Genomic DNA, 25,835 nt, shown 5'->3' on the forward strand with positions numbered 1-25,835 from the left:
GAGAGGCCATGACGGTGGAGGAGACGGCGCACACCGAGGTGCTCACCGCGGTACGGGAACTGTTACCTGTTCTGCGCGAGCGGGCGCGCGAGGCGGAGGACCGGCGGCAGATCTCACCCGAGACGATCAAGTCGCTCGCCGAGACCGGCTTCTTCCGGCTGCTGCAGCCGGCCCGCTTCGGCGGTCTGGAGGCGCACCCGCTCACCTTCCTCACCGGGGTGCGGGAGCTCGCCGCCGCGTGCGGCTCCACCGGGTGGGTCGCCTCGATCATCGGCGTGCACAACTGGCAGCTCGCGCTCTTCCCCGACCGGGCCCAGCAGGACGTCTGGTCGGGGGACCCGGCGACCCGGATGTCGTCGTCCTACGCGCCGACCGGGCGGATCCGGGTGGTCGAGGGCGGCTACCAGGTGAGTGGGCGCTGGAGCTTCTCGTCCGGTTCCGATCACGCGACCTGGGTGCTGCTCGGCGGCATCGTGCCGCCCGCCGGGGACGGGGAGCCGGCCGACTTCCGGACGTTCCTGCTGCCCGCGGCGGACTACCGGATCGAGGACGTCTGGCACACCATCGGGCTGCGTGGCAGCGGGAGCAACGACGTGGTGGTCGAGGGCGCGTTCGTGCCCGCCTACCGGTCGCTCAGCTTCAACGACACGGCGCGGCTGATCTGTCCCGGTCAGGAGCAGAACACGGCGGCGCTCTACCGGATCCCGTACGCGTCGCTCTTCTCGTACGCCATCACCACGCCGATCATCGGGATGGCGACCGGGGCGTACCGGGCGCACGTGGACCACACCCGGGAACGGGTGCGCGCGGCGTACGCGGGAGTGAAGGCGGCCGAGGATCCGTACGCGCAGGTGAGGGTCGCGGAGGCGGCGAGCGATCTCGACGCGGCCTGGCTGGCGCTGCGATCAGGCCTGGGTGACGTGCTGAGACTCGCCGAGGAGGGAGCGAAGCTCCCGATGGCGCTGCGGCTGCGCGTGCGCCGCGACCAGGTCCGTGGCACCGCGCTGGCGATCCGCGCGGTCGACCGGCTCTTCGAGAGCTCGGGCGGCCGGGCGATCTACACGAGCCATCCGATGCAGCGCTTCTGGCGCGACGCGCACGCCGCTCGCGTCCACGCGATCAACGACCCCGAGCGCGCGCTCTCCATGTTCGGCCGCGGCGAGTTCGGCCTGCCCATCAACGACGCGATGGTCTGAGACGGGATGGTGTGAGATGACCAAGCTTCTGCACCTCCACCGGTCCGGGGCGGGCTCCGCGGTGGTCCTCCTGCACGGCGGCGGCCCCGGTGCGTCGGCCCTCAGCAACTTCTCCCGTACGATCCCCGCACTCGCCGGCCGCTTCGACGTGCTCGCCCCGGACCTGCCGGGATACGGCGGCTCGGTGGACGTGTCCGTGACCGGTCAGTACTTCACCTCCGCGGCGACCGCCCTGCGCGACCTGCTGGACGACCTCGGCCTCGAACGGGCCGACCTGGTCGGCAACTCGCTCGGCGGCGGTGTGGCGACCCGGTTCGCGCTGCTCTTCCCGGACCGCGCCCGCCGCCTGCTGCTGATGGGCCCCGGCGGGCTGAGCCTGAACGTCCTCTCCGCCGACCCGACCGAGGGCGTCAAGCGGCTCGGCGCGTTCGGCGCACCGCCCGGGCCGAGCCGGGAGAAGCTCGCCGCCTTCCTGCGCACCCTGGTCTTCGACCCGTCGCTGATCACCGACGAGCTGATCGACGAGCGGTTCGCCGCGGCGAGCGACCCGGCGGCGCTGCGGGCGATGCGCGAGATGGGCGCCTCCTTCACCGACCCGCGGTACGCCGAGGAGGGCCTGCTCTGGCGGGACGCGCACCGGCTGCGGCACGAGATCCTGCTGGTCTGGGGCCGCGAGGACCGGGTCAACCCGCTCGACGGCGCGCTGGTCGCGCTGAAGCTGCTGCGCAACGCCCGGCTGCACGTCTTCGGCCGCTGCGGTCACTGGGCGCACGTGGAGAAGTTCGACGAGTTCCACCGCCTCGCCATCGACTTCCTCGAAGGGGGACGCTGACATGAGCCTGATCCGATCCCTGGGCTACCTGCGGGTGGAGTCCACCGACGTGCCCGCGTGGCAGGAGTTCGGTACCCGTGTCCTCGGCATGTCCCTCGGCCGGGGGCCGTCGCCGGACGCCGCCTACCTGCGGATGGACGAGTTGCCCGCCCGCATCGTGGTGACGCCGGGCTCCCAGGACCGGCTGACGGCCGCCGGCTGGGAGATATCCGACTTCTCTGACTTCTCTGATCTGTCGGCATCGCTGGACGAGGCCGGGGTCGCCGTGAAACACGCCAGCCCGGACGAGCTCGCCGACCGCCGCGTCGCCCAGATGATCAGCGTGGACGATCCGTTCGGGAACCGGCTGGAATTCTTCTGCGGGGCGGCGCTGGACAGCCGTCCGTACTCGGGAACCGGTTTCGTCACCGGCGTGCAGGGGATGGGCCACGTCGTGCTCCCGGCCACCGACGACGCCGCCGCGCTGCGCTTCTACACCGACGTCCTCGGCTTCCGGCTGCGCGACTCGATGCGGCTGCATCCCGAGATGCTCGGCCTGCCCGCTTCGGACCAGCCGCTCTGGATGCGCTTCCTCGGCTGCGGCCCGCGCCACCACAGCGTCGCGCTCGCCCCGATCCCGGCGCCGAGCGGCATGATCCACCTGATGATCGAGACCGGGAGCATCGACGACGTCGGCCGGGCCATCGACCGCTGCGCCAAGTTCAAGGCCCCGATGATCTCCACGCTCGGCCGGCATGCCAACGACCACATGGTCAGCTTCTACGTGCGGACGCCGAGTGGCTTCGACATCGAGTACGGCACCGGCGGCCTCACCGTGGACGACGCCACCTGGGTGGCCCGGCAGACCACCGCGCACAGCGTCTGGGGTCACCGGTTCTCCGGCGGTGGCGGGCGTTGAGCGTCGCGCCCGCGCCCGTGGACACCGCCGGTTTCCGCCGGGTGTTCGGTCACTTCTGCACCGGCGTCACGGTGATCACCACCGCCGACCGCGAGGGCCCGGCCGGATTCGCGTGCCAGGCCTTCGCACCGCTCTCCCTCGATCCGCCTCTGGTGCTTTTCTGCGTACGATCGGAATCAGCCACCGGCGAGCGCATCCGGCAGGCCGGCGCGTTCGCGGTCAACGTCCTGGCCGAGGCGCAGCGGCCCCTGTCCCGGCTCTTCGGCACCCACGGCGCCGATCGGTTCACCGGCGTCGGCTGGACACCCGCGCCGTCCGGCGCGCCGATCCTGGACGGCGTCCTGGCCTGGGCCGACTGCCGGATCGAGGCGGTCCACCCGGGCGGCGACCACGACGTGGTGATCGGCCGGGTGACCACGCTCGGCGACGGCCTCCCGGCACGGCCGCTGCTCTTCCACCGCGGCCGCTACCGGACCACGGCCGACTCAGCCGGCGGCCTCCCCCACCGGTTCGACTGGCCGGCTCCCGACGACTGGATCTGAGGCGACTGGATCCGGGGCGGCCGGCCGGCTCGCCAGGTCGCCCTCCATGCCGACCTGGTAGAGCGCGGCGCCCGACCCGGTGCGCTTCGCGGTGTACATCGCCACGTCGGCCCGCTGGAACAGCATCCCCGGGCTCGCCGCGTGCACCGGGTAGACCGCCGCGCCGATGCTCCCACTGATCATCACCGGGTGCCCGTCCAGCTCGGCCGGGCCCTGCACCGCGTCGAGCAGCCGCTTCGCGGTCTCCAGGGCGGCACCCGCCGAGGCGACCTGCGGGACCAGCACCGCGAACTCGTCGCCGCCGAGCCGGGCCACCGTGTCGCCGTCCCGGACCGCCGCGGAGAGCCGGGCGGCGACCTCCTGCAGCAGCAGATCGCCGGTGTGGTGCCCGAGCGTGTCGTTGACCTCCTTGAACTTGTTCAGGTCGAGCAGGAGCAGGGCCACCGGCGTACGCGCCAGGTCCGCCTGCCGCAGCGCGTCCTCGACCTGCGCGGTCAGCATGATCCGGTTGGCCAGCCCGGTCAGCCCGTCGTGCAGCGCCCGGTGCTGGTGCTCGATCGCCTCGCCCTCCACCCGGCGCTGGTAGCTGAGCAGCACCCGGGCGCAGAGCGCGAGCAGGATCAGGTCGACGACGAAGATCCCGGTCGCGGCGAGCATCAGGTTCCGGTTCCGGTCGTCGGCGGCGCTCAGGTACCGGTCGGTCTCCAGCCGCTTCCGCGCGACCTGGGCCATCGCCGACTTCCGCAGCGTCGAGGCGGCGAGGGTGGCCTGGCCGTACAGGACGTCGGCCGCCTCGGTGTCGTCGCGCCCGTCCGCCGCGATCAGCTCCCAGAGCGTCGAGGTGTACGCCGCGTAGCTGTTGCCGACGTCGGCCGCCCGCGCCACGTCGGTCGGGTCGCCTTGCTCGGCCAGCCAGGTCAGGTTCTCGTCGGCCGAGCCGATCGCGGTCAGCAACGGCTCCCGCCCGGTGACGCTGCTGTCCCGGACGTAGTCGGTGAGCGCCTCGTACTCGATGTTCACGTTGAGGGTGAGCCGGCCCCACTGGTCGCTCTGCTTACCCAGCACCCGGATGTGCGCGGTGGTCGCGGCGTTGGCGGCCATGCTGAAGACCGAGAGCCCGGCCAGCGCGACGACACCGAGGGAGAGGGCGGCCACCGCGGCGCGCGCCGCGGCCCGTCCACGGAACCTGCGGGCGCTCATGGGTGCCTGATCGGCCGGACGGCGGCGGGGTGAAGGATTCATACTGGCACGGCGATGGGATCCCGGTACGGCGCGCTGCTCGCCACCCTGCTGCTCGGCGTCACGGCGTGCGGTTCCTCCGCCACCGTGGACGGCTCGCTCGACGTGGCCCTGGTCGTGGCGAACGCCCAGCTCAACTTCTCGATCGAGATGGCCGACGGCTTCCGGGCCGGCGTCGCCCACGTGGGCGGGGTGAACGCCGAGGTCACCGGCCCGGACATCGTCGACGGCCCGCGCGAGCTGGAGATGTTCGAGGAGCTGGCGAAGACCGCGGACGACGGAGTCTCGGTCTTCACGCTCTCCCCGGAGATCTTCGCCCAGCCGCTCGCCGACGCCGTCGACCGGGGGCTCCCGATCATCGCGGTGGACAACCCGCCGCTGGACGAGGCGGACGTCGGCCTCTACGTCGGCAACGACAACCACGAACTGGGCCGGCTCCTCGCCGCCGAGGTGGTGGCGGCGCTGCCGTCCGGCGCCACCGGCACCGTCATCCTGGGCACCTCGTCGCCCGGGGTGGGCGTGCTGGACCGCCGGGCCGCCGGGATACGCGACGGGATCAGGGCCGAGCTGCCCGGCGTCACGGTCCTCGGCCCGTTCGACTCGAAGCAGGACACCGACGCCAACAAGGCCGCCTGGAAGACCCTGATCAGGGCCAACCCGGACGCGCTCGCCTTCCTCGGCACCGGCGACGCGGACGGCTGGAACCTGGCCGCGCTCCGTGCCGAGACCGGCGGGACGTGGCTGGCCGGCGCGTTCGACCTGGACGACCGCTCGCTCGCCGCGGTCAAGGCCGGCGAGCTGCTGCTGGTCTCCCCGGAGCACTTCGTCAAGGGCGAGGTGGCCGGCCGCCTCCAGGCCGGGCACGCCAAGTCCGGCAAGGCGCTCCCGAAGGGCTGGTACTACATCCCCGGCCTGGCCGTGAACAGCACCAACATCGACGCCGTCCTGGCCCGCCAGAAGTCCCCGGAGGCCACCGAGGCCGCGGTCGCCACCCGGGTCGACACGATCCTCACGGACCGCTCCTACCTGCGCCCGATGTCCGCCGTCGGTTAGCCCGCCGTCGGTTGGACCGCTGTCAGTTGGCCCGCTGTCAGTTGGACCGCCGTGGGTTGGACCGCGTCCCGGTCGTCAGTCGCAGTGCTCGAAGTCGCTCTGGTAGCTCAGCGTGCCGATCGAGCCGCCCCACTGCACGCAGGTCCCGCCCGCCGCGGCGATCACCGGACCGGCGTAGTACTGGTACGCCCCGCTGTCCGTGGTCCCGTCCTGCCCCTCGGCCTGCAACGAGGCCGAGACCGCCGACTTCTTGTTCAGCCCGGCCAGTTTGACGGTGACCACGCAGTTGTCGCCGCTCGCCGACTGGTAGAGCAGGTAGACCCGCCCCTTCAGGGTGCCCGCCGCGTTCTTCAGCGCCGCCTGGTCGAGCACCCGGTACCCGTCCCCGCAGATCGTCCGCGGATCGTACGGGCTGGTGGTCGTGCTCTCGTCGTCGGTGGCGGTCGGGGTCGCGGTCGCGGCGGGCGCGTCGGTCACCGTCACACCCGGCTCGACCGTCTCCGGAAGCGTGGACCCGGTCGCCTCCCCGTTCCCGCCGCCGCTCCCGGTCTGCGTCGAGGTGGCCGTCGGCGTCCCCGGCTGATCCCGCTTCCCGGTCTTGTCCGGCGCCGGGTCGTTCCCGCCCTGCGGCCCGCCGCCGTTCGGCCCGGCCCCGGCCGGCGGCTGCCCCTGATCGCCGGGCCCGGCCGTGATCCGCGCAACGGTCCAGGCCGCCGACGCGACGAGCACGACACCCGCCGCCACCAGCCCGATGGTGATGTTCCGCCGCCGTTTCGCCGCCGCGGTCCCGGCCGCTCCGCCCGCGCCCATCCCGGTCGTGCCGTAGCCGCCCGTGCCCGCGCCGCCGGTCGGGCCGTAGCCCCCGGCGCCGCTGGTCGCGCTGTAGCCGCCCGCGCCCATCCCGGTCGTGCCGTAGCCGCCGTTGGCACCGGCACCGCCCGCGCCAGCCGTGCTGTAGCCGCCCGCGCCGCCCGCACCGGTCGTGCCGTAGCCGCCCGAGTGGGAGCCGCCGACCGTGTCGTAGCCGCCCGAACCGTAACCGCCGGAGCTGTGGCCACCGGAGCTGTGGCCACCGGAGCTGTGGCCGACGGAGCTGTGGCCGGCGGAGCTGTGGCCGGCGGAGCTGTAGCCGCCGGAGCTGTAGCCGCCGGAGCTGTAGCCGTCCGTGCCGCCGTTGCCCGCGCCCGCCGTCCGGTAGCCACCCGAACCGCCGCCGCCCGGGCCCGTCGCGCCGTAGCCGCGCGAGGACGGACCGGCAGGGCTGGACGGCGCCGGTGGCACACCCGCGTCGATCCGGGCGGCCTGACGGGACGCCTCGGCGAGCGCCGCCGCGCTCGGGAACCGGTCTCTAGGATCCCGCGCCAGAGCCCGCAGGACAACCGAGCCGGCCACCCCCGGCACGCCCTCCGGCAGCACGGGGGGTTTGCCGTGTACCAGCTGGCCGAGGACCGCGAGCGGGCTGTCGCCGACGTACGGTGGGCGCCCGGCGAGACAGGTGAACGCGACCGCGCCGAGGGCGTACTGGTCGGTGGCACCGGTGACCGGCAGACCCTCGGCCTGCTCGGGCGCCATGTAGTGCGCCGATCCCATCACCACGTTCGTGCTGGTGATGCCGGTGACTCCGGCCGACCGGGCCACCCCGAAGTCGACGAGTACCAGGGAGCCGTTCGCCCGTACCAGAAGATTGCTCGGCTTGACGTCCCGGTGCACGATCCCGGCCTCGTGCGCGACCTGCAGCGCGTCGGCGACCTGGGCCATCATCTGCATCGTCTCGGCCGCGCTCATCCGCCCGGCCTGCTGCAGCCTCTTGGAGAGCGGCGTACCGTCGATGAACTCCATCACCAGGTAGTCGAGCTGCTGCCCGTCCACCGCCGCGTTCTCGCCGTAGTCGTAGACCTGCACGATCCCCGGATGCTTCAGCGCCGCCATCATCCGGGCCTCGGCCCGGAACCGCTTCATGAACTCGGCATCCGACATCAGCGCCTCGAGCAGCACCTTGACGGCGATCTCCCGGTGCAGCAGCAGGTCAGTCCCGCGCCACACCTCACCCATGCCGCCAGCCGCGATCCGCTGGGTCAGCTGATAGCGGCCGTTGAGCACGACTCCGGGGACAAGCACCGGATCATGTTAGTGGCGTACCTCCTCTCCCGCCTACCTCACTTCGCCTCATCCGTGCCGAAGACCACCCGTATACCTGCCGAAATGTCCGGCAAATCCCATGAGATTGCCATCGGTCCATTGAAGCGGTGCCCGGAATGTGGCGGATCTCTATGCGTACCTTGTGTGTCGGCTGTCCGGATCTCGCTGGTGGGGAGGGGGTCGCGGCGCGGTCGAAGCCCGCCGGAAGGCCTGTGCCGGCAGCCGCGGCCCACACGGCGCGAGAGCGCCCCGGCTGTCGGGCTGGTGAGTCCGCTTTCCGTGCCTTGCCGGGTAGTCTGCGGAGGGATAGACCGTCTCCGGAGGGGGGTAGGGTCCATGAGCGCTGAACCGATAGACGAATGGCACCGGCCTCCGGCGGAGGGTTATTTCGCCGATGATCTCGATCGGATTCCCGGACTCCCGGCTCACACGGAACTCATCGATGGGTCCCTCGTCCTGATGAGCCCGCAGAAACGTTTTCACATGAAAGCGCTGAGGTTGCTGGAGAGTGCCCTCGTGACGCTGGTGCCATGGGATTTCTTTCGGGTGAGCCGGGAGATGTCCGTGGTACTGGGGCCGCGTCAGCGCCTGGAGCCCGACGTTCTGGTCGTGCACGCGGACGCTGAGGTCGATGATGACGTCACGTGGTACCCGGCGGATGCGGTGGTATTGGCAGTCGAAGTCGTCTCACCGGATTCCGAGGAGCGCGATCGGAAGCGCAAGCCGCAGCTATACGCCGATGCCGGAATTCCGCATTATTGGCGGGTGGAGAAGGTCTCTGGAAAGATCGTCCTATACGTCTTCGAGCTTGAGTCGGCTACAAGGCAGTATCTGCCGACCGGGATCTTCCACGATCGGGTGGAACTCGACGTTCCGTTCAAGATTGTCATCGACCTCACTGAGGTCGAACGGATGTAGTAGGCGCCCCCGGATGATCGGTTCCCTGCCCGAGCAGAACGTCGGACAAGCGGGTGATGTGGTCCGCCGGGGAGCCGAAGAGGTGGGCTGAGGACCACGCGCGGCGCAGGTAGCGGTGGGCCTCGTGCTCCCAGGTGATGGCGATGCCGCCGTGGACCTGGGTCATGTCGGCGGCGATCGACTGGAAGGCCTCGGAGCAGGTGACCTTGGCGACGGCGGCCAGGACCGGAGCGTCGGGGGCGTGGGCGACCAGGGCCTCGGCGGCGGCCTCATGAGTGGCGCGGGCGGCCTGGAGTCGTACGTGGGAATCGGCGAGCCGGTGTTGCACGGCCTGGAAGGAACCGATCGGGCGGGCGAACTGGTGCCGGGTCTTCGCGTAGTCGACGGTGAGTTCCAGGGCGCGAGCGGCGGCGCCGATCTGCTCGGCGCCGAGGGCCACGGCGGCGATGTCCCGCACGGTGGCGGCGGAGACCGTGCCCAGCCGGCGGGCCGGGGTGTTCGCCAGGTGGACGGTGCTCAGCGGGCGGGACAGGTCAAGGGACTCCTCGGGCACGCCCTCGGGGGGCACCTCGAAGAGGGCCTCACCGGTCAGGACCAGCAGGGTGCCGGCCTCCTCCAGGTTCGGCACGGAGGTGGCCGTCCCGGTGAGCCGGTCGCCCTCAGCGGTGGCGGTGGCGTCCGGCAGAACGATGGCGTCCGGAAGAACGGTGGCGTCCGGGAGGAAGGCGACGGTGGCGACGAGATCGCCGGAACAGAGCGCGGGGAGCAGGTGTGAACCGGCGTCGCCGGCGAGCAGGAGGGCCTCGGCGGCGAGCAGGCAGGGGAGCATCGGGGTGGGGGTGAGCGTGCGGCCCAGTTCCTCCAGGACGGCGAAGGACTCGAGCAGGGTGGCGCCGGAACCGTCGTACGCCGGGGGGAGGGTGAGGCCCGCGACGCCGATCTCCTTGCAGAGCCGGGACCAGAGCGTGGCCGGGGTGGGGTGGGTGGCGACGAGGCCGCGCACCGCCTCGCGCAGGAGTTCGCGTTCCTCGGTCATCGGTGCCTCGCCAACTCGGTCATGATGCGGGCGCGGTGCTGGGACGGGGTGCCCCAGGCCAGGGCCAGGACGCGGACCTTGGTGAGCCAGCGGCCCAGCCCGTGCTCCTCGGTGTAGCCGATCGCCCCGTGGATCTGCAGGGCGGTGCGCGCGGCGAGTACGGCGGCGTCGCCGCAGGCCACCTTCGCGGCGGAGACGTCCCGCGGCGGGCAGACGTCGACGCCCGCCCGCCCCGCCGCCGCGCCGGATGCCGGACCGTCACCCGCGGCGGTGGTGGCGGGTGGGGTGAGGGAGACGGCGGCGGCGTGCAGGAGGGGGCGGGCGAACTCGATGGCGACCGCGACGTCGGCGAGCAGGTGCTGGACGGCCTGGAACGTGCCGATCGGGTGGCCGAACTGGACGCGGTTCACGGCGTGCCGGATCGAGGCCTCCAGCAGGGCCCGGGCCGCGCCGAGCAGCTGGGCCGAGCAGGTCAGCACGCCCAGGTCCAGGGCGTGCGCGGCCGGTACCCCGGTGGCGACGAGCTCACCGGGGGAGACCTCGAAGAGCTGCCGGGACGCGTCCATCGACGGGTGGCAGGATCCGGGGCGGGCCAGGCGGACCGAGGCCGGGGTGACGTGCAGGACCAGGCCGGCGAGGTCGGCGTCGGCGGCGAGCGGCAGCCACGGCGGCGCGGCGAGGGTGGCGATCAGACGGCCGGCGGCGAGTTCGGGGAGCCACTCGTCGGCGGCGCCGCCCCCGATCGCCCGGAGCAGGGCCGGGACCGCCGCCACCGACTCGGCGAGCGGGCCGGGTACCGCGTGGTGGCCCAGCTCCTCCGCGGCCACCACCAGGTCGGACGGGTCGCCGCCGGACCCGCCCCAGCGCTCCGGCACCAGCAGCCCGGTCACCCCCACCCCGGCCAGCCGGGCCCACACCCCGGCCCGTTCCGAGCCCACCCGGTTCGGGCCCACCCCGACCGGGGACTCGGTGAGGAGATCGTGCAGCGCGGCCGCGAACTGCGCCTGCTCGGGTGACGGGGTCAGGTTCATCGCGTGCTCCGGGGCAGCCCGAGGACGCGCTGCGCCAGGATGTCCCGCTGGATCTGATCGGTGCCGGCGTAGATCGGGCCGGCCAGCGCGAAGAGGTAGCCCGCCGTCCACTCCGGATCGATCTCCGCGTACGGGCCCCGCAGGTCCAGAGCCGTCTCGTGCAGCGCGACGTCGAGTGCCGACCAGAACAGCTTGGTGGCGCTCGGCGACGCGGGCGGGCCGTAGGAGTGCATCCGATAGGCCCGCGCGCCGATCCACGCGTCGGCCACCCGGTCGTGCAGGGCCGGGTCCGGCGCGTCGTTCCAGGCGGCGACGAGCCGGTCGGCCGCGGCCAGGAAACGGCCGGGGCTGCGCAGGGTCACCCCGCGCTCGTGCCCGGCGGTGCCCATCGCCACCCGCCAGCCGTCGCCGGGTTCGCCGAGCACGTCCGCGTCCGGCACGAAGACCTCGTCGAGGAAGATCTCCGCGAAGCCGTGCCGGCCGTCGATCTGGCGGATCGGGCGTACGCTCACGCCGGGCGCGCGCAGGTCGAACATCAGGTAGGTCAGGCCCCGATGGCGCGACTCGCCGCTGCGGAACAGGCCGAACGCCCGGTCCGCGACCACCGCCCGGGAACTCCAGGTCTTCTGGCCGGAGATCCGCCAGCCGCCGTCCACCCGCCGTGCCCGGGAGTGGATCGCGGCCAGGTCGCTGCCCGCCTCCGGCTCCGACCAGGCCTGCGCCCAGACGGTCTCGGCGCGGCCCATCGGCGGCAGGATCCGCGCCTTCTGCTCGCCGGTTCCGTGGGCCAGCAGGGTCGGCGCGAGCAGGAACAGGCCGTTCTGCCCGATCCGCATCGGCGCCCCGGCCGCGTGGTACTCCTCCTCGAAGAGCAGCTGGTGCAGCGGCGGCGCGTCCCGTCCGCCGTACTCGGCGGGCCAGCCGACCGCGGCGAGCCGGGCCCCGGCCAGCAGACGCTCCCATTCCCGGTGTTCCGCGTGGCCCTCCAGCGACCGTTCCGGAACATGCTCGGCGAGCCAGTCCCGCACCTCCGCCCGGAAGGCGAGCGCCGCCTCGTCCAGGTCGAGGTTCATTCCGCGGCCCGCTTCATTCCGCGGCCCGTTTCATGGCACGGGCGTCGAATCCCGCCAGCGGATCGGCGCTCACCTCGGCGTTGTGGGCGTGGGCGAGGTGGTGCAGGTTGAAGACCGAGTCCATGCCGGCGCGCAGGCCCATCTGGTCCTCGCAGAGGTTCACCGCGCGTTTCGCCAGCGCCAGGCCGAACGGCGGCATCCCGGCGACCCGCGCGGCCAGGTCGAGGGTCGCGCTCTCCAGCGCGTCGCGCGGCACGACGCGGTTCACCATGCCGATCTCGTACGCCCGCCGCGCCCCGAACCGCTCCCCGGTGAAGAGGACCTCCCGGGCGAACCGCGGCCCGAGCACCCAGGGATGGGCGAAGTACTCCACCCCGGGGATGCCCATCCGCAGCACCGGGTCGGCGAAGAACGCGTCCTCGGCCGCCACGATCAGGTCGCACACCCAGGCCAGCATCAGCCCGCCCGCCACGCACGCGCCCTGCACCATCGCCACGACCGGTTTCGGCAGCTCCCGCCAGCGGCGGCACATCCCCAGGTAGACCTCCATCTCCCGGGCGAACCGCCGGTCCGCGCCGTCCCGGCCGGTGTGGTCCCACCACGGCACCGCCCGGCGTGGGAACGAGGTGTCGGCGTCCCGCTCCGGGGTGCCGATGTCGTGCCCGGCGGAGAAGTGGTCGCCCGCACCGGCCAGCACGATCACCGCCACCCCGGGGTCGTCGACCGCCCGGGTGAACGCGGTGTCCAGGGCGTACGTCATCGCCGAGTTCTGCGCGTTCCGGTACCGGGGGCGGTCCATGGTGACCAGGGCGATCCGGTCCCGGGTCTCGTAGCGCACCACGTCGTCGCTCATGAGCCGCTCCGCAGCCGGAACTTGAGGACCTTGCCGGAGGCGTTGTGCGGCAGGACGTCGCGGAGCTCCACGCTGTGCGGCACCTTGTACCCGGCCAGGTGGGACCGGCAGAAGCCGAGCACGTCGGTCTCGCGGAGCTCGTGGCCCGGGCGGGGCACCACGAACGCCCGCCCGACCTCGCCGAGCCGCGCGTCCGGTACCCCGATCACCGCGCACTCGGCGATCCCGGGCATCGCGGCCAGCGCGCGCTCCACCTCGGCCGGGTAGACGTTGAAGCCGCCGGTCACGTACATGTCCGTGAGCCGGTCGGTGATGGTCAGGTTGCCGTGCTCGTCGAGCCGCCCGACGTCGCCGGTGTGCAGCCAGCCGTCGGCGTCGATCGCCTCGGCGGTGGCCTCCGGGTCGTCGAGGTAGCCGAGCATCAGGTTCGGGCCGCGCAGCAGCACCTCACCCTGGTGTGAATCGAGACCCCGGTGTGAATCGAGACCCCGGTGTGAATCGGGCAGGGTCTTCTCGCCGATCCGCACCTCGAAACCGGCCGCGGCCCGGCCGCTGGTGTACGCGATCGTCCGGGTGTCGTCCCCGGGCCGGCACATCGTCGCCACCACCGCCTCGGTCAGCCCGTACGCCGTCAGCACGTGGTCGAACCCGAGCTCGGCCCGGATCCGCTCGACCAGCGCCGGCGGCACCGTCGCCGCCCCGGTCACCGCGAGGCGCAGGCTGGACAGGTCGTGCCGGTCGCGCTCCGGGTGGTCGAGCAGCCCGAGGTAGAGCGTCGGCGGCCCGGGCAGCACGGTGATCCGCTCGGCGGTGATCCGGTCCAGCGCCTGCGGCACGTCGAAGACCGCCTGCGGCACGATCGCCGCCCCGCTGACCAGGCAGGCGAGGATCCCCGCCTTGAGCCCGAAGCTGTTGAAGAACGGGTTGACCACCAGGTAGCGATCGCTTCCGGTCAGCCCGCCGATCTCCGCCCACGCGGTGGCGACCGCGAGGGACTGCCGGTGCGCGCTCATCGCCCCCTTGCTGCGCCCGGTGGTCCCGCTGGTGAACAGGATGTCGCCGACGTCGTCGGGCCGCACCCCGGCCGCCCGCCGCTCGGCCGCCCCGATCGGGACGTCGCCGGCGCGATCGAGGAAGCCGGTCCAGGACGGATCGGTGAGCGGCACGACCAGCGGCGGCAGCGGCCCGGAGCCGGCGGCCTCCCGCAGCGCGGCGAGCCGGTCCACACCCAGGAACGGGCCGGTCACGAAGAGCGCGCGGGCCCCGCTGCGGGTGATCACGTCGAGGGCTTCGGCGCCGGTGAAGCGGGTGTTGACCGGCACCAGGATTCCGCCCGCGTAGTGCGCCCCGAGCGCGGCGACGACCCAGCGGGCCGTGTTCGGCGCCCAGAGCGCGATCCGGTCGCCGGGCTCGACACCCGACGCGATCAGGGCACGCGCCACGTCGCGGACCGCGGTGTGCAGCTCGGCGAAGGTCCAGCGGGTGCCGCCGGGATCGACGAGGGCGGGATTGCCGCCGTACGTGAGGGAAGCGGTCCGCAGTGCGGCCGGAATCGTCTGGCCCACCCGGGTCTCCTTCGGAACACGACCGTGTGGATGGTCAACCAAGCAAGTGCTTGGTAGGGTGATGCTAGCCGGACGCCGGGAGGTCACGCCAGTGGATGATGACGAGGCGTTCCGGCGGGAGATCCGGGCCTGGCTGGCCGCCCATCTCACCGATGACCTGCGCGGCGCCGGTGGGCCCGGCCGGGAGAACGAGGCGTTCCCGCAGCGGCTGGCGTTCACCCGGCGGCTGGCCGCGGCGGGCTGGACCACGCTCGCCTGGCCCGAGGAGCACGGCGGTCGCGGCGCCTCGCCGGCCCGGCAGGTGATCTTCCATGAGGAGTACGCGACCTCCGGCGCGCCCAGCCGCGTCGACCACATCGGGGTGACCATGGTCGGCCCGACGCTGATGTCCTTCGGCACGCGGGCCCAGCTCGACCGGTTCCTCCCGCGGATCGCGGACGCCGGTGAGCTCTGGTGTCAGGGCTACTCCGAGCCCGGCGCCGGCTCCGACCTGGCCGGTGTCACCACGCGCGCCCGTCTCGACGGCGACCGGTGGGTGATCACCGGACAGAAGGTCTGGACGTCGCTGGCCCACGTGGCCGACTGGTGCTTCGCGCTGGTGCGTACCGGAGAGCCCCGGAGGAGCCGGCATGACGGGCTCTCCTACCTGCTCGTGCCGATGCGGCAGCCGGGGGTGACCGTGCGGCCGATCCGGCAGCTGACCGGGGACAGCGAGTTCAACGAGGTCTTCTTCGACGAGGCCCGGACCGGCCGGGACATGGTCGTCGGCGAGCCGGGCGGCGGCTGGCGGGTGGCGATGGCGACCCTGGCCTTCGAGCGCGGCGCGGCCACCGTCGGCCAGCAGGTCGGCTTCCAGCGGGACCTGGAGGACCTGATCGCGCTGGCCCGGAGCACCGGTGCGACCGCCGACCCGCGGCTACGGGAACGGCTCACCCGGGCCTGGATCGACCTCTGCGCGCTGCGCTCCTACACGCTGCGCTCGCTCGACCGGCCGTACTCGTCCTCGATCGTCAAGCTGCTCTGGAGCCGCTGGCGGCAGGGCGTCGGCGAGCTGGCGATGGAGGTGCCCGCGGCCGCCGCGTCCGAACGCTGGCGACGGTACTTCCTGTTCAGCCGGGCGGACACCATCTACGGCGGGTCCAGCGAGATCCAGCGGGGCATCGTCGCCGAGCGGGTGCTGGGCCTGCCGCGTCAGGACCGGGGATGATCGCGCCGCCGGACGGGCGCGGCCTGCTCGACGGCAAGGCGGTCGTGGTGACCGCGGCGGCCGGCGCCGGGATCGGGTCGGCGGTGGCCCGTCGCTGCCTCGCCGAGGGCGCGCGCGTCGTGGTCAGCGACAGCCACCAGCGCCGCCTCGCGGAGACCGGTGATCTGCTCGCGGCGGCGTACCCGGGAAGGGTCTGGCCGTTGATCTGTGACGTGACCGACGAGGCGGCCGTGCAGGCGCTGATCGACGGGGCGGCCGAACGCTGCGGACGGGTCGACGTGCTGGTCAACAACGCGGGCCTGGGCGGTGACCGGCCGGTCGCCGAGATGAGCGACGACGAGTGGGCGCTGGTTCTGGACGTCACGCTGACCGGGACGTTCCGCTGCACCCGCGCCGCGCTGCGCCGGATGATCGCCCAGGGTGGCGGGGGAGCGGTGGTGAACAACGCCTCGGTGCTGGGCTGGCGGGCGCAGGCGGGACAGGCCCACTACGCCGCGGCCAAGGCGGGCGTGATGGCCCTGACCCGGTGTACGGCCCTGGAGGTGGCCGGGCACGGCATCCGGGTCAACGCGGTGGCGCCCAGCCTGGCGGCGCACCCGTTCCTCTCCCGGGTGATCAGCGAGGAGGAGCTGGCCGTGCTGGCCGGGCGGGAGGCGTTCGGCCGGGCCGCCCAGCCGTGGGAGGTGGCCACCGTGGTCGCGTTCCTGGCCAGCGACTACGCGTCGTACCTGACCGGCGAGGTGATCTCCGTGAGCAGCCAGCACCCGTGAGCGCCACGGTCCGGCGGCTGCGGATCGCCGCCTGCTGCGCGCTCCTCACCGGCCTCGCCTTCCGCCAGCAGCCGGGCCTGGTGGTCGCCGACACCAAGGTGGACCTCGCGGTGTCGCCGGCCGCCTGGCTGGCCCGCGCGCTGCACGCCTGGGATCCGGCGGGCAACTTCGGTCAGATGCAGAATCAGGCGTACGGCTATCTCTTCCCGATGGGCCCGTTCTTCGCCGCGGGGCAGCTGCTCGGGGTGCCCGCGTGGGTGGTGCAGCGGCTCTGGTGGGCGCTGCTGCTCTGCCTGGCCTGCACCGGTGTGGTGGTGCTCGCCGGGCGGCTCGCTCTGGGTACGCCGGGCGCGCGGCTGGCCGGTGGTCTGGCGTACGCGCTCACCCCGCGGATCCTCACCGAACTCGGCGCGGTCTCGGTGGAGGCGTGGCCGATGGCGATCGCGCCCTGGGTGCTGGTGCCGCTGGTCGCCCCGGCCCGGCGGCGCCCGCTGCTGCTCTCGGCGCTGGCGGTGGCCGCCGCGGGCGGGGTGAACGCCACGGCGGTGCTCGCGGTGCTGGTGCTGCCCGCGCTCTGGCTGCTCTGCCACCACCCGCCGCGCCGCCTGCTCGCCTGGGGTGCGGCGGTGGCCGGCGCGACCGCGTGGTGGGTGGTGCCGCTGCTGGTGCTGGGCCGGTACAGCCCGCCGTTCCTGGACTACATCGAGACCGCGGACACCACCACCCGGCCCACCGACGCGGTCGGTACCCTGCGCGGCGCGTCGCACTGGCTCGCCTACCTCGCCGGCGCGTACGGCCCCGGCTGGCCGGCCGGCTGGGCGCTGGCCACGGCGGTCCCGCTGGTGCTGGCCACCACGGTGGTGGCCGCCCTGGGTCTCGCCGGGCTGGCCCGCCCGGGGATGCCGCACCGGCGGTTCCTGACCACCGGGGTACTGGCCGGCGTGGCGATCGTCGGCCTCGGCCACCTCGGCGACCTGCCGGGGCTGGTGGCCGGTCCGGCGCACGCCTGGCTGGACGCGTCCGGCGCGCCGCTGCGCAACCTGCACAAGTTCGACCCGGTGCTGCGCCTGCCGCTGGTACTGGGCCTGATCCATCTGCTCGGCCCGGCGTTCCGCCCGCTTCCGGCACGCCCGCTTCCGGCACGCCCGCTTCCGCCGGCCGGAAACCTGCTTCCGGTACGCCGTGCCGTCCTGGTCGCCGTCGCCGGGCTGGCCGCCGTCGCGGTGACGGCCACCCCGGCGCTCGCCGGTGGGCTCCCCGGCGGGGGGAGCTTCGCGGCGGTGCCCGGCTACTGGCGTGCCGCGGCGGCCTGGCTCGACCAGCACCTCGGCGGCGGGCGGGTCCTGGTGGTGCCGGGCGCCCGTTTCCCGGACTACCTCTGGGGTGCGCCCGGCGACGAGATGGTTCAGCCGCTGCTGGACGCCGGGTGGGCGGTCCGCAACTCGATCCCGCTGGTGCCGCCGGCCACCGTACGCCTCCTGGACGCCGTCGAGTCCGCCCTCGCCGCGGGCCGGGCCGCACCGGGACTGGCCGCGGTGCTCGCCCGCTCCGGGGTGCGCTACCTGCTGCTCCGCGCCGACCTGGACACCGGGCGCTCCGGCTCGACCCGGCCGGCCGCGGTCCGGGCCACCCTCGCCGCCACCCCCGGGATCGTCCCGGTCGCCGCGTTCGGGCCGTACGTCGGCGGCCAGGGCGCGGACGGCGCGTACCTCGACCGGGGGCTCGACGTGGCGATGCCCGCCCTCCAGGTGTTCCAGGTCGCCGGGGCGGCCGACCCGGTCGGGGCGTACGCCACCGCGGACGTGCGGACCGTGGTCGGCGGCCCCGAGTCACTGCTCGACCTGGCCGGCGCGGGCCTGCTCGGCGCGGCGCCGACCGTGCTCGCCGGTGACCTGCCCGCCGGGCTCACCACCGGCGGCACCGTGCTCACCGACGGGCTGCGGCGGCGCGAGGTCACCTTCGGACGGGCCCGGGACAACGCGTCGGCCACCCTGACCGCCGCCGAGCCGTGGCGCCTGGACCAGCCCGCCCACGACTACCTCCCGGCGTGGGCGGCGGCCGATCAGAGCGCGGCCCGTCAGACCGTGGCCCGGTACCCGGGGCTGCGGGCGGTGCGCGCCTCCAGCTCGTACGCCCAGGCGCTGCCGCTCACCGGGAACCGGCCGGAGTTCCAGCCGTACGCGGCCCTGGACGGCGACCGGTCGACCTCGTGGCGGTCCGCGCCCGGCACCACCGCCGCGGGGCAGTGGCTGGAGGTGGAGTTCGACCGGCCCCGGCGGGTGCCCGAGGTGACCGTCGAGGTGGACCGGGGCGCCGACGCGATACCCACCCGGATCACCGTGCGGGCCGGGAACGAGGAGCGCACCGTCCCGGTCACCGGCACGTCGGTGACCGTGCCGCTGGAGGGCTGGCTCGCGGTCGGCGCGGTCCGGGTCACCGTCGGCGCGGTCTGGGGCGTGCGCCTCGGCTACGGCGGGGTCGGGCTGACCGAGGTGACCGTTCCCGGTCTTCACCCGGAGCGGACCCTGGCCGTGCCCGCGCCCGGCGCCGCGACCGGGACGTCGGCGCCGGGCGCGGTGCTCAGCCAGTCGCCCTCCGCGCCGTCCTGCCTCTTCCTCGCCGGGCGGCCGCTCTGCTCGCCGGACGCCGGGCGCTCCGGTGAGGACGGGGTGGTGCTGGACCGGACGGTTCCGGCCCTGGGCGGGGAGTACGCGGTACGGCTGACCGCGCGCCCCCGGGTCGGGCAGGACCTCGCCACCGCGATCGACGATGCCCTCGGCGACCTGGTCCGCCCCCGGGTGACCGCCTCCACGACCGGGGTGGCCGAGCCCGCCGCGCGCCCCGGAGCGGTGGCCGACGGCGATCCGGGGACCGTCTGGTACGCCGCCGACGAGGACCGGGCGCCGTGGCTGCGGCTCTCCTGGCTGACCCCGCGGGTGCTCACCGGGATCCGGGTCAGCACCGGGACGGCGGCCGCGTCCCGCCCGTGGTCGGTCACCGTGCTGACCGATTCCGGCACGCGTACCGGCACCCTGGACGAGGACGGCGTGCTGATGTTCGGCGATGAGGTGCGGACCGACGACCTCACCGTCCTCTTCACCGACAGCACCGGCGCGGTCTCCTTCGTGCCGTACGCGAACCGCTTCGAACGGCTGCCGATCGGCGTGGCCGAGCTGACCGTGCTGCCGGACGGCGCGGTCTCCCCGGCCGACCGGACCGCCGGGGTCCGGATGCCCTGCGGCAGCGGCCCGACGATCGAGATCGGCGGACGCAAGCTGCCGACCGCCGTCACCGCCACCGTCGGTGACCTGCTCGAACGCCGCGAGTTGCCGGTGCGGATCTGCGGTTCCGGTACCGTGACGCTCGCCGCCGAGGCGCCCACCCGGGTGATGGTGACCGCCTCCCGCCTCGCCGAGCCGGCCCGCCTCACCCTGCTGCCGTCCGGGTCGCCCACCCCGGCCGCCGCACCCGTCGACAGCGTCCTGTCGATCACCCGCTGGACCGCCACCGAACGCCGTCTCACCCTCGGCCACCGCAGCGCCGAGCGGGTCCTGGTGCTGCGGGAGAACGCCGGCGAGGGGTGGCGGGCGACCCTCGCCGGCCGGACGCTGCGACCGATGGTGATCGACGGTTGGCAGCAGGGCTGGATCATCCCGCCCGGTCTCGGCGGCACGGTCGTCCTCCGCTACACGCCGGATCTGCCGTACCGGGTGGGCCTGGTGGCCGGCGCCGTGCTCGCCGTCGTGCTGCTCCTGGTGGCTCTGCTGGTTCCGGTGCGCCGTCCGGTCCGGGCCGTCCCGGTGCCGCGCACCGGGCTGACCGCCGCGACCGGCGGGGTGGCCCTGCTCCTGATCGGCGGCGCGGGCGTGGTGCTCCTCCTTCTCGGTGCCCTGCTCGCGGGGTACGCCCGGATCCCCGCCAGCCGGCGCCGCACGGTCGTGGCCCTGGCCCCCTGGGCCCCGGCGGTGCTCCTCGGCCTCGGCGCCCTGCTCTCCCGGGCCGTCGCGGAACCCCACGTCGCGGCCGCCCCGCAGCTGGCCGCCGTCGCCGCCCTGACCGTCCTGTGGCTGCTCAGCCTCCCCCGCGCACGCCTGCGGGCTCTCCGCCGGTGGCGGTGGCGGCGACCCTGACCGGCCGGAATCCCCGGGCCAGGCGGTGCAGCGGGCGTTCCAGGGCGTACCAGCTCGCGGTGCCGAGCAGCAGACCGCCGGCCAGGGTCGCGGCGTAGACCTCGGCGAACCCGCCGTCGGTCGTCCGGGCCCGGAGCACCGCCAGCACGAACGGGTGCCAGAGGAACAGCCCGAACGACACCGTGCCCAGCCACCGCGCGACCGGGTGGGCGAGCGTCTCCCGGAAGCGCCCCGGCGGGGCGAACGCCACCGGCAGCACCAGCGCGACCGCGATCATCAGGAACAGCGCCATCCGGGCCCCGAACGCGCCCGGCGACGGCTCGCTCAGATCCCACGGCCCGGTCAGCGGCGTGCCGGCCACCGCGAAGAGCCCGGCCGCGATCGCCCAGCAGGTCAGCGGTGCGCGACCGGCCTCGACCGGCAACCGCCACCGTCCGCCCGCACCCGACTCGACCGCGACGTGTGCGGTGGCCAGGCCCATCCCGGCGGCGAACCAGGAGGCGAACGCGGGCAGCCACATGGTGTGCAGGCCCATGTCGAGCCGGCCCGCCGCCATCAGCGCCACCCAGCCGCCGGTGACGGCCACCCCGCCGGCGGCGAGCAGCGCGAGCGTCCGGCCGGGCCGCCAGCGAGCGCCCAGCACCGGCCCGGCCAGCAGCGGCAGGAGCAGGTAGAAGGCCACCTCGGTGGCGAGGCTCCAGGTGTGCCCGAGCCCGTCGTGCAGGTGACCGCGCGCATAGATCTGGGTCAGGGTGGCCATCCGCAGCCACTCGCCGGGCGGGATGTGCCGGTCGCCGGAGAGCAGGAGCAGGCAGACGGTCATGGTCAGCCAGTACGCCGGGAGGATCCGCAGCGCCCGCCGCCACAGGTACCGCCCGATCGCCGGCGGCCGTGCCTCCACCGCACCCGGTCCGGCCGCAGCCGCCGCGTCCACCGCACCCGTCCTCGCCGCGGCGGCCAGCGCCCATGGCCGGAAGAGCAGGAATCCGGAGAGCACGAAGAAGACCGCGACGCCCACGTCCATCCGGGCCGTCAGGCCGCCCCACCGGGGGTTCGCGCTCGCCCCGGTGGCGAAGCCGGCGTGCACGGCGACGACCGCGGCGGCGCCGAGGGCGCGCAGTACGTCCAGAGCCGGGAGACGAGACATCGTCGAGGGTCTTTCCTCCGAGGTTACGGGGCAGTAAATTGTAACGCGTTCTAGTCTTGGAGGCGGCCATGATACGGCGGATCTCGGGCGCGGCGCTCTTCGGAGCCGGACTGCTCTGCCTGATCCTTGCTGCGGCCCTGGCCTGGGTGATCGTTCCCGGCCTGAGTCGCTATCCGCTCGACCTGGAGCCGCCGGACATCGTGGTCGAGGCGCCGAACGCCACCTTCGTGCAGGCCGTCGAGCAGTCGGACGGCTCGGTCGAGGTGGGCGTGCAGAAGGGTCCGCTCCGGTCCCGTACGGGCGTCAAGCCGGACTTCGAGGCCGCCGCGAAGCTGACCGGGAAGCTCGCCGACCGTACGCTGATATGGAACGTGTATCAGGCTACTGACCGGGCCGACACCGGTGACCCGATCAACCGGGCGGAGAGCCGGATCGCCCTCGACCGGGACACCGGCGCGGCGGTGGCGTGGAGCGGGCAGTGCTACAACGACGTCAAGCAGGACAGCGCCGCGAACGACGGCTGCGTGGCCGGGAACGTCACCTTCTCCGGCCAGCTCTACCTCTTCCCGTTCGGCACCGAGCGCCGCGACTACCGGTACTGGGACGGGACGCTCGGCGAGGCGCTGCCGATCGCGTACACCGGCGAGGAGGAGATCGGCGGGCTGGACACGTACCGGTTCCGGCAGGAGATCCCCCGGCAGCGGCTGGCGATGGACGACGCGGCGATCGGCGGGCTGCTCGGCGAGCTCGCCCCGGGTGCCACCGGCGGTACGGCGTACTACCAGGCCACCCGGACCCTCTGGGTGGAACCGGCCACCGGGGCGATCGTCGGGTACCGGGAGCAGCAGCACCGCGAGATCGTGCCGGACACCGGTCTGACGATCGTCCTCTTCGACGCCGACTTCCAGTACGACGCCGCCACCCGGGCGACCGTGCTGAAGGAGACCGGGAACGGGCGGGACCAGCTCCTGCTGCTCGGGCGCTACCTGCCGCTGGGCCTGGCGGTGGCGGGACTCGTGCTCCTGCTGCTCGGGGTGCTGCTCGCCCGGCGGGCCGCCGTACCCCCGCCGCGCCCGGCCGCACCGGAACCGGAACCGGAACCGACGGCCGTGCTCCGGGGCTGAACGTCCGGCACCCGCCGTGCCCCACATCCTCTTCCTCAACTGGCGGGACACCCGCAACCCGGAGGGCGGGGGCTCCGAGGTCTACACCGAGCGGATCGCGGCGGAGCTGGTGACGCACGGGCACCGGGTCACCCTGCTCTGCGCGGCGCACCCGTCCGGCCCGGCCGCGCAGGTGCTGCCGAGCGGGGTGCACGTGCTGCGCCGGGGCGGGCGGCACACCGTCTATCTGCGGGCCGCCCTGGCGTACCTGGTCGGCGCGGTCCGGCTCGGTCCGCTCGCCCCGGCCCGCCGGGGCCGGCCCGACCTGATCGTGGACGTCTGCAACGGGGTGCCGTTCCTCTCCCCGCTCTACGCCCGCTGCCCGACGGTGGTGGTGGTCCACCACGTGCACCGGGAGCAGTGGCCGGTGGTCCTCGGCGGTCGGCGCGGCCGGATCGGCTGGTGGCTGGAGTCCCGGCTGGCGCCCCGGGTCTACCGCCGCTGCCGGTACGTCACCGTCTCCACCGCCACCCGCGACGAGCTGGCCTCGCTGGGTGTCCCGCCCTCCCGGGTGCTGCTGATCCACAACGGTCTGACCGATCCCGATCCCGAACCGGTGGCCCGGTCGCCGTACCCCTGCCTGGTCGTTCTCGGTCGCCTGGTTCCGCACAAGCGGGTCGAGTACGCGCTGCACGCCCTCGCCGAACTGCCCCTGGCCCGGCTGGTGGTGGCCGGTCGCGGCTGGTGGGAGCCGCAGCTCCGGCGCCGGGCGGCCGAGCTCGGGGTGACCGGCCGGACCGCGTTCGCCGGGCACGTCAGCGAGGCGGAGAAGCACCGCCTGCTCGCCGCCGGATGGGTGGTCCTGGTGCCGTCGCTGAAGGAGGGCTGGGGCCTGACCATCCTGGAGGCGGGTGCACGGGGTACCCCCGCGGTGGCGTTCCGGTCCGCCGGCGGGGTCCGCGACGCGATCCTCGACGGGCGGACCGGGCTGCTCGCCGACGACCTCGCCGACTTCGTCGCCAAGACCCGCCTGCTGCTCACCGACGCGACGGCCCGGGACCGGATGGGTGCCGGTGCCCGGGCGTATGCGTCCGGCTTCACCTGGACCGGCGCGGGCCGGACGTGGGCCGCGCTGGTCGCCGGGGTGCTCAGCGGTCGCCGTAGAACACCGGCGGCTCCAGCGGATCGTTCCCGCCACCCGAGCCGGTGGTCCGCGCCATCTCGGTGGCGACCTCGGCGGCGCTCGGGCTGAGCGCCCGCATCGCCGCGGCGATCCCGCCGATCGCGACCAGGGCCCCGACCACGGCACCGATCACCAGCACTCGAAACGTTCCCATCTCGTTCCTCCTCATCCTCTCGGTCTCGTCGTTCGCATCGTCAGCGCGGTCAGCAGTACGGCCGCGGCCACCGGGTATCCGGCCAGCGCGAACAGCGGTGTGCCGTCCCGCGCCGCCCGGAAGCGTGGATTGCGGTAGAGCACCAGCTGCGTCCCGGCGTGCACGGGCACCAGGCCGGCGGTCGCCGTCGCGGGCACCGCGCCGCTCACCCCGCGCTGCACCAGCACCCAGCGGACGTCCGGCCCGGCGGCGCTGCGCCCGGCGGCGAGCCGGTCGCGCACCTCGGCGGCGGCCCGGCTCTCCCCGGCCACGGTCACCGCGCCGACCCGCAGCCGGTCGTCCGCGATCACCGGTGCCGCCAGGTACCGGCCCGCCGGGTCGAGCACCACGGCGCCGGGGTTCCACGGGTAGTCCCGGTAGGCCGAGAGCGGCAGCGACACCACCGGTCCCGGGTCGGCGGCCACCGTGCGGGCCACCAGCGTCCACTCCGCGGGGTAGGCGACCGGGCGCAGCCGTCCGCCGGCGCCCCAGGCCAGATCGGGCAGGAGCGCCACCGGGAGCAGCGCGAACCCGGCGAGCACCAGCCGCCCGGTTCGCCCGCCCGGGGTCCGCTCGGTTCGCCCGTCCGGGGGTTCCCCGGTTCGCCCGCCCGCGGTTCGCCTGGTTCGCCCGGCGAGCGTCCCGGCGAGGCGTTCGGCGCCGAGGGCCACGCACAGTGCCAGGCAGAGGGCGTACGGGAGAAGGAGTTTCTGACCGTCGCGCAGCAGACCGGCTCCGGGCACGTGCACGATCGCCAGGCGGAGCAGGCCGGCCGTTCCGGGCAGCGCGCCCGCCGCGGCCAGCAGTAGCGAACCGGCGCCGAGCAGGGCCAGCCGGGTGCCGGTGCCCCCGGGCCGGCGCCGCCGCAGGACGCCGAGGCCGTAGCCCGCCACCACCAGCAGACCGGCGGTGAAGACCGGCAGCAGCACCGAGCCGCGGCTCGCCGGGACGGCCCGCGCGTTCCAGACGCCACCGGTGCCGGCCAGCGCCACCAGCGTGCCGCCCCAGTTCTCCGCGCGGGCGGCGAACGCGCCCACCCCGGCGGGATCCGAACCGGCCGGCGCCGTCGCGGCCGCCACCAGCCAGGGCGCGTTCAGGCCGGCCACCGCGGCGACGGCCCACCCGCGACCGCGGGCCAGAACCGCCGTGACGGCGAGCGCGACCAGCCCGCCGGTCGGCGTCACACAGGCCGCGGCGGCGGCGACCACCAGCGCCGGGCGCCCTCGCCGGAGTCGCTCTCTTCGGAGTCGCTTTCTTCGGAGTCGCTCTCTTCGGAATCGCTCTCTTTGGAGTCGCTCTGTACGGAGTTGCTCTTCTCGGAGGGCGCGGACCAGCCAGGGCAGGGCGGCGTAGGCGCAGAGCAGGCCCCACTGGCCGAGCAGCAGGCGTTCCGCGACGAAGGGTGTCCACGCGTAGCAGAGGGCGGCCACCACCCGGGTTCCGGTTCGGGTGGCCGGGACCAGGCGGGCCGCGCCGAGGGCCGCCCCGGCCAGGATCGCGGCGAGGACCACACGCTGGAGCAGCCAGCCCGGCATCACCACGGTGGCCAACGACACCAGGGCGTCCAGCGGTACGGCCCGGGGCGCGCCGTCGGCCGGCGCGAACAGGTCCGCCCGGAGTGGCTGGCGCGGGGTGAAGACCATGTCGTACCGGAGTACATAACCGGGACGGACCAGCGGCGCGAGCACCACGGCAGCGACGGTCGCCGATACGATGAGGGGTGCTCG

Annotated in this window: 20 protein-coding genes; 11 read left to right on the forward strand and 9 right to left on the reverse strand. The window is 74.2% G+C overall.

What is annotated here, in order from left to right; genetic code table 11:
* Positions 1-8: 8 nt before the first annotated feature.
* Genes hsaA through AB0M08_RS18585 form a run of 4 tightly spaced genes read left to right on the forward strand, consistent with a single transcriptional unit; the run spans position 9 to position 3,468 of the window.
* Positions 9-1,196, forward strand: a complete 1,188-nt coding sequence (gene hsaA / locus AB0M08_RS18570; RefSeq protein ID WP_364494312.1) for a 3-hydroxy-9,10-secoandrosta-1,3,5(10)-triene-9,17-dione monooxygenase oxygenase subunit — start codon at positions 9-11, stop codon at positions 1,194-1,196.
* Between the two features lie 16 nt (positions 1,197-1,212).
* Positions 1,213-2,028 (forward strand): 4,5:9,10-diseco-3-hydroxy-5,9,17-trioxoandrosta-1(10),2-diene-4-oate hydrolase, encoded by an 816-nt coding sequence (hsaD, locus tag AB0M08_RS18575; protein WP_364494314.1) that lies wholly within the window; start codon positions 1,213-1,215, stop codon positions 2,026-2,028.
* Position 2,029: 1 nt separating this feature from the next.
* The gene (hsaC, locus tag AB0M08_RS18580; RefSeq protein WP_364494317.1) at positions 2,030-2,926 is read left to right on the forward strand and encodes an iron-dependent extradiol dioxygenase HsaC; all 897 of its coding nucleotides are present in this window, start codon (positions 2,030-2,032) and stop codon (positions 2,924-2,926) included.
* Positions 2,923-3,468, forward strand: a complete 546-nt coding sequence (locus AB0M08_RS18585; RefSeq protein WP_364494320.1) for a flavin reductase family protein — start codon at positions 2,923-2,925, stop codon at positions 3,466-3,468. The genes hsaC and AB0M08_RS18585 overlap by 4 nt, the downstream gene beginning before the upstream one ends.
* On the opposite strand, the gene AB0M08_RS18590 is transcribed toward AB0M08_RS18585, so the two are convergent.
* Positions 3,412-4,668, reverse strand: a complete 1,257-nt coding sequence (locus tag AB0M08_RS18590) for a GGDEF domain-containing protein (RefSeq protein ID WP_364494323.1) — start codon at positions 4,666-4,668, stop codon at positions 3,412-3,414. The genes AB0M08_RS18585 and AB0M08_RS18590 overlap by 57 nt on opposite strands.
* Before the next feature lie 54 nt (positions 4,669-4,722).
* Here AB0M08_RS18590 and AB0M08_RS18595 point away from each other — a divergent pair, with 54 nt between their 5' ends.
* Positions 4,723-5,760 (forward strand): sugar ABC transporter substrate-binding protein, encoded by a 1,038-nt coding sequence (locus AB0M08_RS18595; RefSeq protein ID WP_364494325.1) that lies wholly within the window; start codon positions 4,723-4,725, stop codon positions 5,758-5,760.
* Positions 5,761-5,835: 75 nt separating this feature from the next.
* Here the strand turns inward: AB0M08_RS18595 and AB0M08_RS18600 are convergent, their stop codons facing one another.
* Positions 5,836-7,878, reverse strand: coding sequence for a serine/threonine-protein kinase (locus AB0M08_RS18600; protein ID WP_364494327.1), 2,043 nt, complete (start codon positions 7,876-7,878; stop codon positions 5,836-5,838).
* A 357-nt stretch (positions 7,879-8,235) separates the two neighbouring features.
* On the opposite strand from AB0M08_RS18600, the gene AB0M08_RS18605 reads away from it, so the two are divergent.
* Positions 8,236-8,817 (forward strand): Uma2 family endonuclease, encoded by a 582-nt coding sequence (locus AB0M08_RS18605; protein WP_364494330.1) that lies wholly within the window; start codon positions 8,236-8,238, stop codon positions 8,815-8,817.
* Here the strand turns inward: AB0M08_RS18605 and AB0M08_RS18610 are convergent.
* The 5 genes from AB0M08_RS18610 to AB0M08_RS18630 are packed head-to-tail and all read right to left on the reverse strand — an operon-like array spanning position 8,795 to position 14,375.
* The gene (locus tag AB0M08_RS18610) at positions 8,795-9,853 is read right to left on the reverse strand and encodes an acyl-CoA dehydrogenase family protein (protein ID WP_364494332.1); all 1,059 of its coding nucleotides are present in this window, start codon (positions 9,851-9,853) and stop codon (positions 8,795-8,797) included. The two genes, AB0M08_RS18605 and AB0M08_RS18610, sit on opposite strands and share 23 nt — an antisense overlap.
* The gene (locus tag AB0M08_RS18615) at positions 9,850-10,884 is read right to left on the reverse strand and encodes an acyl-CoA dehydrogenase family protein (protein ID WP_364494335.1); all 1,035 of its coding nucleotides are present in this window, start codon (positions 10,882-10,884) and stop codon (positions 9,850-9,852) included. The genes AB0M08_RS18610 and AB0M08_RS18615 overlap by 4 nt, the downstream gene beginning before the upstream one ends.
* Entirely contained in the window at positions 10,881-11,957 is a 1,077-nt protein-coding gene (locus tag AB0M08_RS18620; protein WP_364494338.1) for an acyl-CoA dehydrogenase family protein, read from the reverse strand. The genes AB0M08_RS18615 and AB0M08_RS18620 overlap by 4 nt, the downstream gene beginning before the upstream one ends.
* Before the next feature lie 13 nt (positions 11,958-11,970).
* Entirely contained in the window at positions 11,971-12,810 is an 840-nt protein-coding gene (locus AB0M08_RS18625; protein ID WP_364494340.1) for an enoyl-CoA hydratase, read from the reverse strand.
* Positions 12,807-14,375, reverse strand: a complete 1,569-nt coding sequence (locus AB0M08_RS18630; RefSeq protein WP_364494343.1) for a FadD3 family acyl-CoA ligase — start codon at positions 14,373-14,375, stop codon at positions 12,807-12,809. Before AB0M08_RS18630 ends, AB0M08_RS18625 begins: the two co-directional genes overlap by 4 nt.
* Before the next feature lie 91 nt (positions 14,376-14,466).
* Here AB0M08_RS18630 and AB0M08_RS18635 point away from each other — a divergent pair, with 91 nt between their 5' ends.
* Genes AB0M08_RS18635 through AB0M08_RS18645 form a run of 3 tightly spaced genes read left to right on the forward strand, consistent with a single transcriptional unit; the run spans position 14,467 to position 20,482 of the window.
* The gene (locus AB0M08_RS18635) at positions 14,467-15,582 is read left to right on the forward strand and encodes an acyl-CoA dehydrogenase family protein (RefSeq protein WP_364494345.1); all 1,116 of its coding nucleotides are present in this window, start codon (positions 14,467-14,469) and stop codon (positions 15,580-15,582) included.
* Entirely contained in the window at positions 15,579-16,352 is a 774-nt protein-coding gene (locus tag AB0M08_RS18640; protein WP_364494348.1) for an SDR family oxidoreductase, read from the forward strand. The genes AB0M08_RS18635 and AB0M08_RS18640 overlap by 4 nt, the downstream gene beginning before the upstream one ends.
* Positions 16,349-20,482 carry an alpha-(1->3)-arabinofuranosyltransferase family protein gene (locus AB0M08_RS18645; RefSeq protein WP_364494351.1) on the forward strand — a complete coding sequence of 1,378 codons (4,134 nt, stop codon included), beginning with the start codon at positions 16,349-16,351 and terminating at the stop codon, positions 20,480-20,482. The genes AB0M08_RS18640 and AB0M08_RS18645 overlap by 4 nt, the downstream gene beginning before the upstream one ends.
* Here AB0M08_RS18645 and AB0M08_RS18650 read toward each other — a convergent pair.
* Positions 20,424-21,629: an acyltransferase gene (locus tag AB0M08_RS18650; protein WP_364494354.1), complete on the reverse strand. Its 1,206-nt coding sequence runs from the start codon at positions 21,627-21,629 to the stop codon at positions 20,424-20,426. The two genes, AB0M08_RS18645 and AB0M08_RS18650, sit on opposite strands and share 59 nt — an antisense overlap.
* A gap of 71 nt (positions 21,630-21,700) precedes the next feature.
* Here AB0M08_RS18650 and AB0M08_RS18655 point away from each other — a divergent pair, with 71 nt between their 5' ends.
* Together AB0M08_RS18655 and AB0M08_RS18660 are read left to right on the forward strand one after the other, a co-directional pair.
* Positions 21,701-22,753 carry a DUF3068 domain-containing protein gene (locus AB0M08_RS18655; protein WP_364494475.1) on the forward strand — a complete coding sequence of 351 codons (1,053 nt, stop codon included), beginning with the start codon at positions 21,701-21,703 and terminating at the stop codon, positions 22,751-22,753.
* Between the two features lie 16 nt (positions 22,754-22,769).
* Positions 22,770-23,984 (forward strand): glycosyltransferase family 4 protein, encoded by a 1,215-nt coding sequence (locus AB0M08_RS18660; protein ID WP_364494357.1) that lies wholly within the window; start codon positions 22,770-22,772, stop codon positions 23,982-23,984.
* A 96-nt stretch (positions 23,985-24,080) separates the two neighbouring features.
* Here the strand turns inward: AB0M08_RS18660 and AB0M08_RS18665 are convergent, their stop codons facing one another.
* Positions 24,081-25,823, reverse strand: a complete 1,743-nt coding sequence (locus AB0M08_RS18665) for a hypothetical protein (RefSeq protein ID WP_364494477.1) — start codon at positions 25,821-25,823, stop codon at positions 24,081-24,083.
* Positions 25,824-25,835 lie beyond the last annotated feature (12 nt).

Origin of the sequence: Actinoplanes sp. NPDC051851 (assembly GCF_040681165.1) — a bacterium.
In the GTDB taxonomy this organism is placed as follows: domain Bacteria; phylum Actinomycetota; class Actinomycetes; order Mycobacteriales; family Micromonosporaceae; genus Actinoplanes.